Origin of the sequence: uncultured Microbacterium sp., assembly GCF_937927635.1 — a bacterium.
Lineage (GTDB): Bacteria > Actinomycetota > Actinomycetes > Actinomycetales > Microbacteriaceae > Microbacterium.
Map to the genome: position 1 here is coordinate 23,113 of NZ_CALBRW010000031.1, position 16,277 is coordinate 39,389.

At 69.6% G+C, this 16,277-nt stretch carries 13 protein-coding genes; 2 read left to right on the forward strand and 11 right to left on the reverse strand.

Annotation, left to right across the window (positions count from 1 at the left end; translation table 11 throughout):
• Positions 1-6: 6 nt before the first annotated feature.
• The 8 genes from infB to Q0568_RS14105 all read right to left on the reverse strand — a co-directional run bounded on the left by infB (position 7) and on the right by Q0568_RS14105 (position 11,288).
• Complete coding sequence (gene infB, locus Q0568_RS14070; protein WP_298867565.1) at positions 7-2,754, reverse strand: translation initiation factor IF-2; 2,748 nt, start codon at positions 2,752-2,754, stop codon at positions 7-9.
• Between the two features lie 94 nt (positions 2,755-2,848).
• Positions 2,849-3,121: a YlxR family protein gene (locus Q0568_RS14075; RefSeq protein ID WP_298867567.1), complete on the reverse strand. Its 273-nt coding sequence runs from the start codon at positions 3,119-3,121 to the stop codon at positions 2,849-2,851.
• A 69-nt stretch (positions 3,122-3,190) separates the two neighbouring features.
• Positions 3,191-4,180: a transcription termination factor NusA gene (gene nusA / locus Q0568_RS14080; RefSeq protein WP_298867569.1), complete on the reverse strand. Its 990-nt coding sequence runs from the start codon at positions 4,178-4,180 to the stop codon at positions 3,191-3,193.
• Between the two features lie 142 nt (positions 4,181-4,322).
• Entirely contained in the window at positions 4,323-6,377 is a 2,055-nt protein-coding gene (locus Q0568_RS14085; RefSeq protein ID WP_298867571.1) for a PhoX family phosphatase, read from the reverse strand.
• A gap of 110 nt (positions 6,378-6,487) precedes the next feature.
• Positions 6,488-7,522 (reverse strand): TIGR00730 family Rossman fold protein, encoded by a 1,035-nt coding sequence (locus Q0568_RS14090; protein ID WP_298867573.1) that lies wholly within the window; start codon positions 7,520-7,522, stop codon positions 6,488-6,490.
• Positions 7,523-7,534: 12 nt separating this feature from the next.
• A complete protein-coding gene (locus Q0568_RS14095) occupies positions 7,535-8,659 on the reverse strand; it encodes a hypothetical protein (RefSeq protein ID WP_298867575.1) in 1,125 nt (374 codons plus the stop codon).
• A 60-nt stretch (positions 8,660-8,719) separates the two neighbouring features.
• Complete coding sequence (locus tag Q0568_RS14100; RefSeq protein ID WP_298867577.1) at positions 8,720-10,474, reverse strand: proline--tRNA ligase; 1,755 nt, start codon at positions 10,472-10,474, stop codon at positions 8,720-8,722.
• Between the two features lie 43 nt (positions 10,475-10,517).
• Entirely contained in the window at positions 10,518-11,288 is a 771-nt protein-coding gene (locus Q0568_RS14105) for an isocitrate lyase/phosphoenolpyruvate mutase family protein (RefSeq protein WP_298867579.1), read from the reverse strand.
• Between the two features lie 78 nt (positions 11,289-11,366).
• Here Q0568_RS14105 and Q0568_RS14110 point away from each other — a divergent pair, with 78 nt between their 5' ends.
• On the forward strand, positions 11,367-12,788 hold the full coding sequence (locus tag Q0568_RS14110) for an RNB domain-containing ribonuclease (RefSeq protein ID WP_298867581.1): 1,422 nt from the start codon (positions 11,367-11,369) through the stop codon (positions 12,786-12,788).
• Between the two features lie 218 nt (positions 12,789-13,006).
• Here Q0568_RS14110 and Q0568_RS14115 read toward each other — a convergent pair whose 3' ends face one another.
• On the reverse strand, positions 13,007-13,981 hold the full coding sequence (locus Q0568_RS14115; RefSeq protein WP_298867583.1) for an aldo/keto reductase: 975 nt from the start codon (positions 13,979-13,981) through the stop codon (positions 13,007-13,009).
• A gap of 62 nt (positions 13,982-14,043) precedes the next feature.
• On the opposite strand from Q0568_RS14115, the gene Q0568_RS14120 reads away from it, so the two are divergent.
• Positions 14,044-14,412, forward strand: a complete 369-nt coding sequence (locus tag Q0568_RS14120; protein ID WP_298867585.1) for a hypothetical protein — start codon at positions 14,044-14,046, stop codon at positions 14,410-14,412.
• 83 nt (positions 14,413-14,495) lie between these two features.
• Here Q0568_RS14120 and Q0568_RS14125 read toward each other — a convergent pair whose 3' ends face one another.
• The gene (locus tag Q0568_RS14125) at positions 14,496-15,368 is read right to left on the reverse strand and encodes a hypothetical protein (protein ID WP_298867587.1); all 873 of its coding nucleotides are present in this window, start codon (positions 15,366-15,368) and stop codon (positions 14,496-14,498) included.
• Between the two features lie 34 nt (positions 15,369-15,402).
• A partial coding sequence (gene ispG / locus Q0568_RS14130; RefSeq protein ID WP_298867589.1) for a flavodoxin-dependent (E)-4-hydroxy-3-methylbut-2-enyl-diphosphate synthase occupies positions 15,403-16,277 on the reverse strand: 875 nt, incomplete at its 5' end.

Genomic DNA, 16,277 nt, shown 5'->3' on the forward strand with positions numbered 1-16,277 from the left:
ACGAGATCAGCCGCGAGGCTTCTCAACCAGCTCGGTGGTCTCGATCTCGTCGCCGATCTGGATGTCGTTGTACTTGCCCAGGCCGATACCGGCTTCGAAGTCGGTGCGGACCTCGGTGACGTCATCCTTGAAGCGACGCAGCGACTCGATGGCCAGGCCATCGGCGATGACGACGCCGTCGCGGATGACGCGCGCCTTGGCGTTGCGCGTGATCGTTCCGGAGCGGACGATGACACCGGCGATGTTGCCGAACTTCGAGGAGCGGAACACCTCGCGGATCTCGGCGACACCGGACTGGATCTCCTCGAACTCCGGCTTGAGCATGCCCTTGAGGGAGTTCTCGATCTCCTCGATGGCCGAGTAGATCACCGAGTAGAAGCGGATGTCCACGCCCTCGCGGTTCGAGGCCTCGCGCGCCTTGGCGTCCGGACGGACGTTGAAGCCCACGATGATCGCGTTGTCGATCGTCGCCAGGTTCACATCCGACTCCGTGATGGCGCCGACGCCGCGGTGGATGATGCGCAGCTGCACCGAGTCGTCGACCTCGATCTTCAGCAGCGACTCCTCCAGCGCCTCCACGGCACCGGACACGTCGCCCTTGATGATGAGGTTGAGCGTCTCGACCTTGCCCTCTTCGAGAGCACGGGTGAAGTCCTCGAGCGAGATGCGCTTGCGGGCCTTGGCCAGCTGGGCGTTGCGCTCGACGGCCTCGCGCTTCTCCGCGATCTGACGCGCCATGCGGTCCTCGTCGGTGACGATGAACACGTCACCGGCGCGGGGCACGGAGTTCAGACCCTGCACCTGCACGGGGCGGGACGGGGCTGCCTCTGCGACCTGCTCGCCGTTCTCGTCGAGCATGGCGCGGACGCGACCGTACGCGGTGCCGGCGACGATGGCGTCTCCGACGCGCAGCGTTCCGGACTGGATCAGCACGGTGGCGACCGAGCCGCGGCCCTTGTCGAGCTTGGCCTCGATGGCCACACCGCGGGCGGCCTTGTTCGGGTTGGCGGTCAGGTCCAGGCCCGCGTCGGCCGTGAGCAGCACGGCGTCGATCAGATCCTGGATGCCGATGCCCTCGCGCGCCGAGACGTCGACGAACATGACGTCTCCGCCGTACTCCTCGGCGACCAGGCCGTACTCGGTCAGCTGCTGGCGCACCTTGGCCGGGTTGGCCTCGGGCTTGTCGATCTTGTTCACCGCGACCACGATCGGCACCTCGGCCGCCTGGGCGTGGTTCAGGGCCTCCACCGTCTGCGGCATGATGCCGTCGTCGGCGGCGACCACGAGGATCGCGATGTCGGTCACCTGCGCACCACGGGCGCGCATGGCGGTGAACGCCTCGTGACCCGGGGTGTCGATGAAGGTGACGGCGCGCTCGTGCCCGTCGTGCTCGGTCCAGATCTGGTACGCACCGATGTGCTGGGTGATGCCGCCGGCCTCGCCCTCGATGACGTTCGACTTGCGGATGGCATCCAGCAGGCGGGTCTTTCCGTGGTCGACGTGACCCATGACGGTGACCACCGGCGGACGGATCTCGAGGTCGTCCTCGCTCTCCGCCTCCAGCTCGGCCTCCAGGTCGAGACCGAAGCCCTCCAGGAGCTCCTTGTCCTCGTCCTCAGGCGAGACCATCTGGATCTTGTAGCCCAGCTCGGCGCCCAGGACCTCGAAGGTCGCCTCATCCAGCGACTCGGTGGCCGTGGCCATCTCGCCGAGGTTGAAGAGGATGGTGACGAGCGTTCCGGGCTGGACGGTGTAGCCGTTCAGCGCCTCGAGCTTGTCCGCGAAGTCGGCGATGGATGCACCGCGGCGCAGCCGGATGATCTCGCCATGGCCCTTGGAGACGTTGACGCCGCCGACGACCGGCGCCGACCGCATCTCGAATTCCTGCCGCTTCGCCCGACGCGACTTGCGCTGCTTGCTCTTGCCGCCGCCCTTGCCGAACGCGCCAGCGGTGCCGCCGCCGGGTCCACGACCACGGCCGCCGCCACCGGGACGCCCGGCGAAACCGCCGCCGGGACGCTGGAAGCCGCCGCCGGTGCCGCCGCCGGGACGGCCGGGGCCGCCGGTGCGCTGCTGGAACGGAGCACCCGGACGACCGCCCTGGCCACCACGAGCACCGGGACGTCCCGGACGCGGGGCGCCGATGCGCGGCGAACCCGGACGCGGAGCCTGGGGACGCGGGATGTTGCCCGGAGTCGGACGCTGGCCCATGCCCTGCGCCGAGGCGAACGGGTTGTTGCCGGGACGGGGACCTGCGGGACGCTGGCCCATGCCCTGCGACGACGAGAACGGATTGTTGCCGGGGCGAGGAGCACCGGGCTTGGGTGAGCCGCCCGGGCGCGCAGCGCCGGGCTTCGGGGCACCACCGGGACGCGGCGCGCTGCCGCCCGGTCGCGGTGCGGAGCCGCCGGGGCGCGGTGCAGACGACTTGGGAGCCGCCGGAGCGGCCTCCGCCTTGGGCTCGGCCTTCGGCGCCTCGGCCTTGGGCTTCGCGGGACCCGGCTTGGGACCGGGCACCGGAGCGCCCGGCTTGGGCGCGGCGGCCTTGGCCGCCGGCTTCTCGTCGGTCTTGGCTGCAGGCGCAGCCGACGCGTCCGCCGCGATGGCAGCGCGGAGCTTGCGAGCCACCGGGGGCTCGATGGTCGAAGAGGGACTCTTCACGAACTCGCCGAGCTCCTTGAGCTTCGCGAGTGCGAACTTGCTGTCGACGCCGAGTTCAGCGGCGATCTCGTGCACGCGTGGTTTACCAGCCACAATTCTCCTGTCAGGGTCGGTCCGCCCTGGCAGGGCAGACCACTAGTCGCGGACGGGTCTCATTTCGAGCCGTTCACTTTGTTTCCATAGCCGTTCAGCCTTTGTTTCGGTGGAAGTACCGTTCGGTGGTCTGCGCATCCTCCGCCTCGGGGAACCCGATCGAAGGAGAGATGCGAAGTGCTCGTGCGAAGGCTCGGCGCCGCAGCGCGGCATCCAGGCACTCGGATGCCGGATGCAGCCACGCACCTCTCCCCGGCAGCACTCCTCGCTCGTCGAAGACGAGCTCATCATTGTGCAGGGCCACCCTGATCAGGGCGGATCGAGAGGCACGACCGCGGCAACCGACACACGTTCGTACAGGTTCCATCTTACACCTCGCGGTGCGGATCGAAGCCCGGCGCCCGGCGTGTGCGCAGGGTGCTGAGCACCCGAGCCGTCATTCGTCTCCCATCACGCTGTCGGGCTGGATGTCGATCTTGGCACCGGTGAGCTTGGCGGCCAGGCGGGCGTTCTGCCCCTCCTTGCCGATGGCCAGCGAGAGCTGGTAGTCGGGCACCAGGGCGCGGACGGCCTTGGTCGCAGCATCCAGGACGAATGCCGACGTCACCTTCGCGGGCGACAGGGCGTTGGCGACGAACGTCGCCAGGTCGGGGTGGTGGTCGACGATGTCGATCTTCTCCCCGGAGAGCTCCTCGGTGACGGCGCGAACGCGGCGGCCCATCTCGCCGATGCAGGAGCCCTTGGCGTTGACGGACGGGTCGTTGGCGCGCACGGCGATCTTGGTGCGGTGGCCCGCCTCGCGGGCCAGCGACACGATCTCGACCAGGCCGGCGGCGATCTCGGGCACCTCCAGCGCGAACAGCTTGCGCACCAGGCCCGGGTGGGTGCGGGACACGGTGATCTGCGGTCCCTTGGTGCCCTTGGCGACGCTGGTGACGTACACGCGCAGGCGCGTGCCGTGGGCGTACTCCTCGCCGGGCACCTGCTCCTCGGGCGGGAGGATGGCCTCGACCGAGCCGAGGTCGACGTGGATCATGCGCGGGTTCGGACCCTGCTGGATGACGCCGGCGACGATGTCGCCCTCCTTGCCGCGGAACTCCCCCAGCACGGCATCGTCCGCGATGTCGCGCAGACGCTGGCCGATGACCTGCTTCGCGGCGTAGGCGGCGATGCGGCCGAAGTCCTCGGGCGTGGTCTCCTCCTCGCCGATGACAGCGCCCTCTTCGTCGGTGACGGGCTGGAGCACGGCGACGTGGCCGGTCTTGCGGTCGAGCTCGACGCGCACACCCTCGGGAATGGCCCCGTCGGCCGAGACGTGCTTGCCGTAGGCCGTGAGGATGGCCTGCTCGATGATCGACACGAGCTCGTCGAAGGGGATCGCCTTCTCCTTCTCGATTCCTCGCAGCAGTCCGAGTTCGATGTCCATCAGCGGTCTCCTCTATTCAGCTCTCCCCGCGGACAGACGCTCCGCGGGCATCCGTCCAGAATAGCCGAAACCGAATCGGTCCGACCCACTCCGCAGACAGCAGGGCGCCCCCCTGCATCGAGCAGAGGGCGCCCCGAGGAGATCAGGCGCGGTTCACCTGGACGACCGCGGGCCGCGGTGCGGTCGCGACGTCTCCGGCGGCGGTCGAGCCGTAGTCGGGGAAGAGCGAGCGAGGTGCGTCGAACGTGCCGTCCTCCCCCGGATGCTGCACGGCGACGAACACGAGCACCTCGCGGTCGTGGATCACGGGGCCGCAGGTCTCGGCATCGCGCGGGACGGAGAGGAACTGCTGCACGTTGCCGCGCTCCCGCCCGACGAGCGGCACCTTGAACAGGCCGTCGCCGTAACCGATGGTGCTGGGCGCGCCGTCGGTCGAGATCCACAGGCTGCCCTCGGAGTCGAAGGCGACGTTGTCGGGGCAGGAGATCGGCGACACGAGCTCCTTCGGGAAGCCGGCGAAGTACGCGTTCTCGAAGGTGTTCGGGTCGCCGCAGAGCAGCAGCACGCTCCAGCCGAAGGTCCGTCCGCTCTGGCCCGCGGTCTCGGTCAGCTCGATGACGTGGCCGTAGCGGTTTCCGGTGACCGGGTTGGCCTCATCGAGCGCGGTGCGGCGGCTGTTGTTCGTCAGCGCGACATAAACCTTGCCGGTGACCGGGCTGGGCTCGACGTCTTCTGGACGGTCCATCTTGGTGGCGCCGATGGCGTCGGCGGCGAGGCGCGTGTAGACCAGCACCTGCTCAGTCGTGAAGCCGGGCACCACGCTCTCGCCGCCCTGGGTGAGCGGAAGCCACTCGCCGGTGCCATCGAAGGCGCCGTCCGAGGGCAGGGCGCCGGTGCCGGTGATCTCGCCGACAGGCGAGTTGCCGCGGAACTTGGCCACGTACAGGTCCCCTTCGCTGAGCAGGGCGAGATTCTTCCTGCGCGAGCCGGAGATGCGGTTCTTCGAGACGAACTTGTACAGGTAGTCGTTGCGCTCGTCGTCACCCATGTACGCCACGACCCGACCGTCCTCGGCGACGCGGACGTTGGCGCCCTCGTGCTTCAAGCGGCCCATTGCGGTGTGCTTGCGCGGGGTCGAGGCCGGGTCCTGCGGGTCGATCTCGACGATGTAGCCGAAGCGGTTCGGCTCGTTGACATAGCCGGCGTCGTGCGCGTCGAAGCGGGGGTCGTACGCCTCCCAGCCGGTCGAGGTCGATGTCGTGCTCGAGCCGCTGTACCGCTTCTGCTCTGCGGTGTCGGCCGCCCAGGCGAAGTAGCCGTTGAAGTTCTCCTCGCCCGACAGCACTGTGCCCCAAGGGGTGGTGCCGCCGGCGCAGTTGCCGAGCGTGCCGCGCACCCAGCGGCCCTCGGGGTCGGCTGCGGTCTTGACCAGCTCGGTGCCTGCAGCGGGGCCGGTGAGCTCGAAGACCGTCTCGACGGTGATGCGGCGGCTGCGGCGGCCGTCGACGACGTACTCCCATGGGTCGCCGACCCTGCGGCGGCGGATCTCCACGACCGACATCCCCTGCGCAGCCTTGTAGATCTCACCGCGGCGGCGCAGCTCGACGGCGTCGGCGGTGTCGGGGAACATGAGGTTCGGGTTGACGTACTCATGGTTGTTGACGAGCACGCCGGTCCTGCCGCTCGGGTCGGCGATGATGTCGAGGTAGTCGCTGTTGTACCCGAACTGGCCGGCCTGCGCCTCGGGCGTCTGAGCGTCGATGTCGAAGGCGGGAGTGCGTGAGAACAGCGGGTCGCCCCAGCGGATGATCGGCTTCCAGGTGTAGCCGTCCGGCACGGTGAAGGCGTCCACCTCCGCAGGCACCGGCGCGATGGCGCCGAACGAGAGGCCCGCGCGTCCCGGGCGGGCGAAGGACGCTCCGGGACCGGCGACGCCGGACGCGGACGGCTGAGACACGGGAGTCGGGCGTGGTGCGCCGACGGCCACGGCGACCGCCGCCGCCGCACCGAGGCCGAACAGCGCCCGCCGGGAGAAGACGGCCGATGCGATGGAGCGGAAGTCCTCGTTCTGGGACGTGTTGCACTCCGGGCCGAGGCACGCGTTCGCGCACTTGAGCTGGCAGGTCACAGCAGAGCGCTTGCCCCGCACGTGGTCGAGCATGGGCAGGTTGCGTCGTGCGGGTTCGGCCAGAGTCATCGGTCCTCCTCGTCGGATGCGCTGAGTGCGTCGGATGCCACGATGCCGGGCGCTGTTGACATCGAGGTGAACGCGTCTCTAACGATCGACGTACCACCTTCCGCGCGGGCTCAGGCGGCCGAGGGCAGGTCGTCGATGGCGCGGATGAGGGCGAACAGCGACCCGACCGAGCGCTGTGCGAGGTTCAGCATGATTCGCGGCAGCTCGACGGCGTCCCCGTCCGAGACCTCGACGTCCAAGGGCGCGGTGCGCTCGATGCGCCCCTCCGCGCACATCCCGCCGAACCGCTCATTGAGGCTGGCGATGTCGGCATCCGTCGGTTCGTGCACGAGCCGCAGCACCAGCCTGTCCCCCACCCAGCGCAGCGAGTCGTAGTTGCGCCAGAAGCTGGTGATGTTCGCGACGGCCTCGTCGACGGAGTCCGTGATGAGCACGCGGTCGAGGTCATTCGGCGAGATCACGCCGGCCGGTGCCAGGTGCTCATCCACGAAGGTCTTCAGCCCGGTCCAGAACGCCCCGCCCTGCTCGTCCAGCAGAACGATCGGCATGGGCTCGGCCTTGCCGGTCTGCTGCAGCGTGAGCAGCTCGAACATCTCGTCCATGGTGCCGAAGCCGCCCGGCAGGCAGATGAACCCGCGGGATTCCTTCATCAGCATCAGCTTGCGGGTGAAGAAGTACTTCATCGACACGACCTGCGCGTCCTGCCCGACGACGGTGTCCATGCGCTCCTCGAACGGAAGTCGGATGGACACGCCCAGCGACATCTTGGCGCCGGCGCCCTCGGCCGCCGCCTGCATGATGCCGGGGCCCGCGCCGGTCACGACCATCCAGCCGTCGCCGGCGAGGGCGGCAGCGACGTCGCGTGCCTGCACGTACAGCGGATCGTCCTGGGCGGTGCGAGCGGAGCCGAACACCGTGACCTTCGGCACATGCTGGAAGGGCTGGAACAGCCGGAACGCGTCGTGCATCTCGCGCAGCGCCGCGGAGGCGATCTTCAGGTCCAGCCGGTCGGTGTGCTCGGTCCCGAGCATCACCGCGGTCTGCAGCATGCGGGCGATCAGCCCACGATCGGTGTGGATGCCCGCGCTGTCCAGCAGTGTCGTGATCTCGTGTCGCAGGTCGTCGTTCAGCGTGGCATCGGTCATACCCTCAGCCTGTCACAGGCGCAGCCAGGGCGGACTCCTCGAGCAGGTCGGCGACGGCGCCGGCTCCGCCCAGGGCGCGCAGCCGCTTCCCCACAGAGCCGGCGGCATCGCGAAACGAACTCTCGCCGAGCAGGCGATCGACCGCCGCGGCGATCGCGGAGGCCCGTGGCCGTCCGGTGCGCAGAGGTCGGCGAAGGGGACGAAGCCCGCGACGCGGGTGTTCTCAGGCACGCGGAACGGGAAGGAGTCCTGACCGGGGATGCCCGTCGTGGCGACGACCATGACGTCCCGCCCCTCGAGCGCCTCCAGCGCGGGTCGCACGAGGTCGCTCGGGTCGATGTTCTGCGTGCCCTGTGTGACCAGTACGACCGTGCGGCCGTCCAGTTCACCCCACCAGGCCGGGAGCACGGCGTGCGACTCGATTCGCCCGCGGATCTCTCCGACGAAGCGCAGATGGGGCGGCCGGTCGGTGCGCCCGTAGTCCAGGTCCGGCGAGCCGCTGGCCGCGATGCAGGTCGGCGAGAACACCAGCCGGTCCAGAACGCGCCCGCTGGGCGGCACTCCGATCTTCCGCTCGGCGTCGTCGAGCGCCTTCACGAGCGAACGGGACAGCACGGGCGCAAGTCCCCGCAGCACGGCATCCCGCGTCCGGCCGATCGTCCCTGTTCCCGGTGTGACGCCCATGCCGCTGGGCGGTCCGCCGGGCCCGATGAGGTTCAGCGGCAGAATGCCGACCGTCGTCCACGGCATCCGCCTGCTCTCGCTGAAGAGCGCCGCACCGACCGACGTCTCGTCGGCCGCGAGGGCATCCCACGGCTCGCGCTCCCACTCCGCAGCGAGGTCCTGCACCTGCTCGGGCGCGGTGCGGATGAAGCAGTCCACCATGTTGACCAGCATCTGCGCGAAGCCCTTCTTCCCGACCAGCCGGGGAAAGGTCGCCGGAAGGTCGTTCTCGTCGAAGTCGGGCGCGCGCTGCCAGGGCACCAGACGCGCCCCGGCCCGCTCCACGCGGGCGCGATGACGACTGCCGGTGTAGAAGCGCACGTCATGGCCGCGCTCGACGAGCTCGGCCGCGACCGCGCTGAGCGGTGTGACATGCCCGGTGTACGGCATCGCTGTGAGGAGGAACCGCGCCATGACACGGTGATCCTCCTCACGGATGCGTCAGGCCACCGTATTCACACGGATGCTGTCGGCTCAGCGCGTGAGTCGCGCCACGGCATCCGTGACCGAGACGGTCTCCTTCTCGCCGGTGGCGCGGTCCCACAGTTCGACCTGGCCCTCAGCCGCACCACGGCCGACGACGATGATCTTCGGCACGCCGACGAGCTCGGCGTCGCCGAACTTCACGCCGGGCGAGACCTTCACGCGGTCGTCGTAGAGCACGTCCAGGCGGGCGGCTTCGAGCTGGTTCGCGACGTCCTCGGCCACGTCGAACGCGACCTGGTCGCGACCGGCTGCGACGACGTGCACGTCGAACGGCGCGACGGATGCCGGCCAGATCAGGCCCTTCTCGTCGTTGTTCAGCTCGGCGATGATCGCGAGGATGCGGGTCACGCCGATGCCGTACGAACCCATGGTGACGGTGACGAGCTTGCCGTTTCGGTCGAGCACTTTGAGGCCCAGCGCCTCGGCGTACTTGCGGCCGAGCTGGAACACGTGCCCGATCTCCATGCCGCGCGCGAGCGTGACCGGGCCGGAACCGTCCGGGGCCGGGTCGCCCTCGCGGACATTCGCGATCTCGACGATGCCGTCGGCGATGAAGTCGCGCCCGGCGACGACCGTGTGCGCGTGCTTCTCGTGGATGTTGGCGCCGGTGATCCACCGGGTGCCGTCCGAGACACGGGGATCGACCAGGTAGCGGATGCCGGTGGCGGACTCCTCGCCGAGGACGGCGCCGGTCTCGGACCAGGGGCCGATGTACCCGCGCACCAGCAGCGGGTGGCGCTCGAAATCGGCATCCGTCGCCGGCTCGACCTCGGCCGGGGCGAAGGCCACCTCGGCGCGCTTGATGTCGACGTCGCGGTCGCCGGGGATGCCGACGACGACCAGCTCACGGGTGCCGTCCAGGTGCGTGAGCGCCAGGACCACGTTCTTCAGCGTGCTCGCGGCGGTGTACTCACCGTCGAGCACGGCGTTGGAATGCGCGACGAGGGTGTCGATGGTGGGCGTGTTCGGCGAGTCGAAGACGGTGGCCTCTGCCACGCCGTCCCAGCCGACAGCCTCGGGGGCAACGGTGGTGAACGCCTCGACGTTGGCGGCGTAGCCGCCTTCGCTGCGCACGAAGGTGTCCTCGCCGACGGGCGTCGGGTGCAGGAACTCCTCGCTGCGCGAGCCGCCCATGGCCCCGGCATCCGCCTTGACGATGGCGTACTCCAGCCCCAGTCGCTGGAAGATGCGCTCGTACGCGTCGCGCTGCGACATGTAGCTGGCGTCCAGGCCCTCGTCGTCGGCGTCGAAGGAGTACGCGTCCTTCATCGTGAACTCGCGGCCGCGCAGGAGGCCGGCGCGCGGGCGTGCCTCGTCGCGGTACTTGTCCTGGATCTGGAAGAGCGTGAGCGGGAGGTCCTTGTACGAGGAGTAGAGGTCCTTCACGAGCAGGGTGAACGCCTCCTCGTGCGTGGGCGCGAGCAGGTAGTCGCCGCCCTTGCGGTCCTGCAGGCGGAACAGCAGGTCGCCGTACTCCTCCCATCGACCGGTGGCCTCGTATGCCTCGCGCGGCATGAGCGCCGGGAAATGCACCTCCTGCGCACCGGCGGCCGCCATCTCCTCGCGCACGACGGTCTCGATCTTCGACTTCACGCGCAGGCCCAGCGGCAGCCACGCGAAGATGCCGGCCGCCTGCGGTCGGATGTATCCGGCACGGATCAGCAGCTTGTGGCTCGCGACCTCGGCGTTCGCCGGGTCTTCGCGGAGCGTGCGGAGGAAGAAGTTCGATAGACGTGTGACCACGGGTCGATTGTACTGGGAGCCCGGACGGGACCCCATCCGCGCGTCAGTTCAGCGCGCGGGTGTCTGCCGGGATGGTGCCGGAGCCGTACAGATCGGTCGCGGTGTCCTGCAGCGCCATCAGTGCGCGGCGCTGCGGCATCGGCCCGTACGAGATGCGGGCGACTCCGAGCGCCTCGTACTCCGCCGCGGCGAGCGCACCGGGGAAACCGATCACGCTGAGCTTCCCGGCGCCCAGACCATCGACGAGGAACCGGGTGGCGTCGGCGTCGAGCAGGCCCGGGACGAACACGGCGGTGGCCCCGGCATCCAGGTATGCGCGGCCGCGCTGCACGGCATCCGCCAGCTTGTCTGCCAGCGGCTTGTCGCCGCCGCGGACGATGGCGTCGGTGCGGGCGTTGAGGGCGAACGGCACGCCCTCGGCCTCTCCGGCCCTCACGATGGATTCGACCTGCGCGACTGACTCGGCGAACGGCTTGAGCCGGTCCTCGATGTTGGCGCCGACCACGCCCGCGCCGATCGCGAGCCGCGTGGTCTCCGCGGCATCGCCGTAGCCGTCATCGAGGTCGGCCGTGACCGGCAGATCGACGGATGCCGCGATGCGGCCCACGAAGTCGATCATCAGCTCACGGGGGATCTGACCGTCGGGGTAACCGAAGGTCGCGGCGATGGAGTGGCCCGCCGTGGCGATGGCCGTGGTCTGTTCGAGGGCGGCGACGGCCTTGGCCGATACGGCGTCCCACACGTTGACGACGCGCAGGATCTGCGGTGCCTCGTAGAGGTCGATCAGTGTGCGGGCCTTGTCTGCGCTGGTCATGGTCTCACGCTACCGACCGCGGCCTGCGCGCGCACAGCCGTTACCTCTGGTTGCGCGTGGTCGGCATAGGCTGACGACATGCCTCAGCGTCGATCACATGTCGCCCCGTCCGCAGAGCAGAGTGAATTGGCGGCCGCCCTCGCGCAGCTGCGGGCTGGCATCGAGTCGCCCGTCGATTTCTCACCGGAGGCACTGGCCGAGGCGAAGTCCGTGATGCCGAAGACGCCGTCGCTGGATCTGCGCGACGTGCCGTTCGTCACGCTGGACCCCGCGGGTTCCAAAGACCTGGACCAGGCCATGCACCTCTCGAAGGCGGGTTCCGCATACCAGGTCCGCTACGCCATCGCCGACGTCCCGTCGTTCGTGGTCGCAGGCGGTGCTCTGGATGCCGAGGCGCGCAAGCGCGGACAGACCCTGTATCTCGCCGACGGCAATGTGCCGCTGCATCCGCGCGAACTCTCGGAGGGCCGTGCCTCGCTGCTGGCCGATCAGGAGCGGCCGGCGCTGGTGTGGACATTCACGCTGGACTCCGACGGGATGGTGAAGGAGTTCCGGCTGGAGCGTGCGCTGGTGCGATCGCGTGCGCAGCTGGACTACGTTGCCGCGCAGAAGTCGCTGGATGCCGGTGAGGACGGCCCGCTCTCACTGCTGCCGGTGATCGGCGCGCTGCGCCAGGAGCTCGAGGCGCAGCGCGGCGGCGCCAGCCTGAACCTGCCGGACGAGGAGGTCGTGCAGAAGCCCGACGGCACGTACGGCATCGAGCGACGGCATCCGCTGCCCATCGAGGACTGGAACGCGCAGCTGTCGCTGATGACCGGCATGGCTGCCGCCGAGCTGATGGTGGGCGCGAAGGTGGGTGTGCTGCGCACCATGCCGCAGCCCGACGAGGAGGCTTTCGCGCGATTCCGCCGGCAGACCGAGGCGCTGGGCAGGCCCTGGACCACCGGGAGGTACGGCGAGTACCTTCGGAACCTCGACAAGGCCGACCCGATGACGCTGCCCGTGCTGGAGCAGGCCGTGTCGCTGTTCCGCGGTGCGGGGTACATCACCTTCGACGGCTCGGTGCCCGCGGGCGACCTGGAGCAGGCAGCCATCGGCGCGCCGTACGCCCACGCCACCGCTCCCCTGCGTCGGCTGGTGGACCGCTGGTCTCTGGCCATCTGCCTGGCGATCTCGGAGGGGAAGCCGGCGCCCGACTGGGCGCGTGAATCCCTGCCGGAGCTGCCGGAGCTCATGCAGCAGGCTGCTCAGCGGGCGTCCGAGCTGAACGCCGAGACCATCAACCGCGTGGAGGCCGCCCTGCTGCATCCGCTGGTGGGGAAGAAGATCGACGCGACGTTGATCGAGGTCCGCGGCGAGGAGCGCGCGGCCGTGCAGATCGCCGAACCCGCCGTCACCGCCTCGGCGAAGGTGCCGGAGGGCACCAGGCCCGGCGAGACCGTGACGCTCACCCTGGAGAGCGTCGACGTCGCCAAGGGCCAGGTAATGCTGGTGGCATGAGCGGTTCACAACTCCGGAGAATCGCCGTTGTCCGAGACGGTTCTCCGCTGTTGTCGGCGAATGCCGACGGATCTCCGGAGTTGTGAACAGCCCGCTGCGCTGACCTGCAGGACCCGCGTCGTTCGCCAATGGATGCCGCTCACTGGCCCGCACGTGCTGCCCGCAGGGCTCGGCGCGCGGATCGGTGCGCTGGTGCGGTAAGCGGCGGCAGAACCCGCTCAGCCGTTGACTGCGCGCTGCATGGACTCCGGATACCGGGCGCCGTGCACATGGGCGGCGAGCGCATCCAGGGCATCCAGCTCCCCTGGCGTCAGCTCCAGCTCGGAAGCCCCGAGGTTCTCGTGGATGCGCGACAGGCGCCGCGTGCCGGGGATCGGCACGATCCACGGCCGCTGTGCCAGCAGCCACGCCAGCGCCACCTGACCGGGCGTGGCGTGCTTGGCCGCAGCCAGCTCGGTCACGTGCGCGACCAGCGCTGCATTCGCTGCACGATTCTCCTCGGTGAAGCGCGGCAGGCCCCGCCGCATGTCGTCGTCGGCGAAGGCCGTGCTCGCGTCGATGGAGCCGGTGAGGAATCCTCGGCCCAGCGGGCTGAACGGCACGAAGCCGATGCCGAGCTCATCCAGCGCCGGCAGCACCTCCGCCTCGGGATCTCGGGTCCACAGCGAGTACTCGCTCTGCACGGCCGTCACCGGGAACACCGCGTGAGCCCGGCGGATGGTGGCCGCGGATGCCTCGGACAGGCCGAAATGGCGCACCTTGCCCTCCGCGACGAGCTCGGCCACCGTGCCCGCGACGTCCTCGATGGGCACGTCGGGGTCGACGCGGTGCTGGTAGAACAGGTCGATCGCTTCCGTGTGCAGACGTCGCAGCGAGGCATCCGCCACTTCCCTGATGTGCTCCGGGCGGCTGTTCATCCGACCCGAACGCGGGATGTCGAAGCCGAACTTCGTCGCGATCACGACCTGATCCCGCACGGGTTCGAGCGCTTCGCCGACCAGCTCCTCGTTCACGAACGGGCCGTAGACCTCGGCCGTGTCGAACAGCGTCACTCCGGCATCCACGGCGCCGCGCAGCACCGTGATCATGTCCTCGCGCGAACCGGGGTTCGGGCCGTAGCTCTGCGACATGCCCATGCAGCCCAGGCCGATGGCGGAGACCTCGAGTCCGACGCCGAGTGTGCGCGTTTCCATGGTGTGCTCCTTCGCGGTCTCCGATCAGCGTACGCCGCACGCCCGGGTGCCAGACTGAACCGGTGACCGACCTCGACGACTGGCTGCGCGCGAGCGCCCACCGGCTGCGCACGCTCGATCCCGACGATCAGGACGATCGCGACCTGGAACCGCTGCTGGAGATCATCGGCGATGCCCGCGTCGTCGCCCTCGACGAATCCATGCACCGCGTGCACGAGTTCCTGCAGCTGCGGCATCGCGTCTTCCGCTTCCTCGCGCGTCGCGCCGGGTTCACGACGCTGGTGATGGAGAGCGGGATGCCGGAGGGCGTCGCCGTCGACGACTGGATCCGCACCGGCGACGGGCCGCTCCGCGAGGCGTTCGACGCGATCGTCTACATCGACGAGGTCACACCGTGGCACACCTGGATCGACGAGAGAGGGCTCGCCTGACGGCACGGTCTCCGGGCGACGGCGCTTCGGCTCTTCGGCGCTTCGACAGGCTCAGCGACCCAGGTCCTTCGACCCGCGCGGTATCAGGCCGGTGTCACCGACGTCGTCATCACCAGCAGCTGCGGGTCGCTGAGATCGAGCGCGACGGTGATGGAGGCGAACGCCTGCAGCGAACGCACGTGCGTGCCGCCGCACAGGAACCCGACCTCGCCCCCGGGCAGCACGCTGCGCCAGGTGCGGCGATCCGTGATGCTCGGCCCCTCCACGTCGATGCGGCTCTCGCCGCCGGCCGCCACCCAGCCCGCCAGCAGCTCGTTGATGCGGTCCTGCCGCGCCTGAAGCGACTCGGCGAACCCGGCGGAGTCGAACCCCGCCTTGCGCAGGCTCTTGCCCAGTCGGTACTCGTCCACGCTGCCGTCGGCATGGATGAAGCTGGTCTGATTCGCGCGGCCCTCGAAGTCGGGGTTGCCGAGCGGGTCGACGCCGGTCTCCTTGTGCCACAGGTCGGCGAGCGCGGCATCCAGCGCCAGCGAGGCGAGGTGGCACGCGGTGTGGCCGCGGCTCAGCCCGCCGCGGCGCGCGGCATCCACCTCCAGAACCGCCGTCGCGCCGACGGTGACGGATGCCGGGATGTCCCCCTCGATGCGATGCGCGACGAGCCAGGTCCAGCCGTCAGCGCCTCGCTTGACGGGGATGTCGGTGCCCACGGCGAACGCGCCGTCATCGCCGAGAGCGGCCATCACGGCCTCGGTCACCACGACCCGGTCCCCTCCGACGCTCAGGACGCCCGAGTCGCCGGGCTGGTCCGGCCAGGTGTGATCCACCGGGTGGAACGGCGTCGCATCCGTGACGACCACGCCGGCCTCGCGATCGACCAGCACCACCTCGCCCTGACCGCTGAGCGCCCCACGGGGGAACGACACGAAGGTGGGCTGGAGGGACTGCGTTTCTGGCACGATCCCACTCTGCCAGATCAGGGGCGCGGCCAGATCAGGGCGTGAGCACCTGCGCGGCGCCGACCGCGGCATCCGGTCCCATCTCGGCGGCGATGCGGTTGGCCTCCTCGATGAGCGTGGCGACGATGTCGGCCTCGGGAACGGTCTTGATGACCTGACCCTTCACGAAGATCTGGCCCTTGCCGTTGCCGGACGCGACACCCAGGTCGGCCTCGCGCGCCTCTCCCGGGCCGTTGACGACGCAGCCCATGACGGCCACGCGCAACGGCACGGTCAGGCCCTTCAGCCCCTCGGTGACATCGTTGGCGAGCTTGTACACGTCGACCTGCGCACGGCCGCAGGACGGGCAGGAGACGATCTCCAGGGTGCGCTCGCGCAGGTTCAGCGACTGCAGGATCTGGTGTCCGACCTTGACCTCCTCCACAGGCGGGGCCGACAGCGACACGCGGATGGTGTCGCCGATGCCCTCGCTGAGCAGGATGCCGAACGCCGTGGCGCTCTTGATGGTGCCCTGGAACGCGGGACCGGCCTCGGTCACGCCCAGGTGCAGTGGCCAGTCGCCGCGCTGTGCGAGCAGTCGGTACGCCTGGACCATGATCACGGGGTCGTTGTGCTTGACGGAGATCTTGAAGTCGTGGAAGTCGTGCTCCTCGAACAGCGACGCCTCCCACACGGCGCTCTCCACGAGCGCCTCGGGCGTGGCCCTGCCGTACTTCTCCAGCAGGCGCCGGTCCAGAGACCCGGCGTTCACGCCGATGCGCAGCGAAACGCCGGCGGCCTGCGCGGCCTGGGCGATCTTGCCGACCTGGTCGTCGAACTTGCGGATGTTGCCGGGGTTCACGCGCACGCCCGCACATCCGGCATCGATGGCCTGGAACACGTACTTGGGCTGGAAGTGGATGTCGGCGA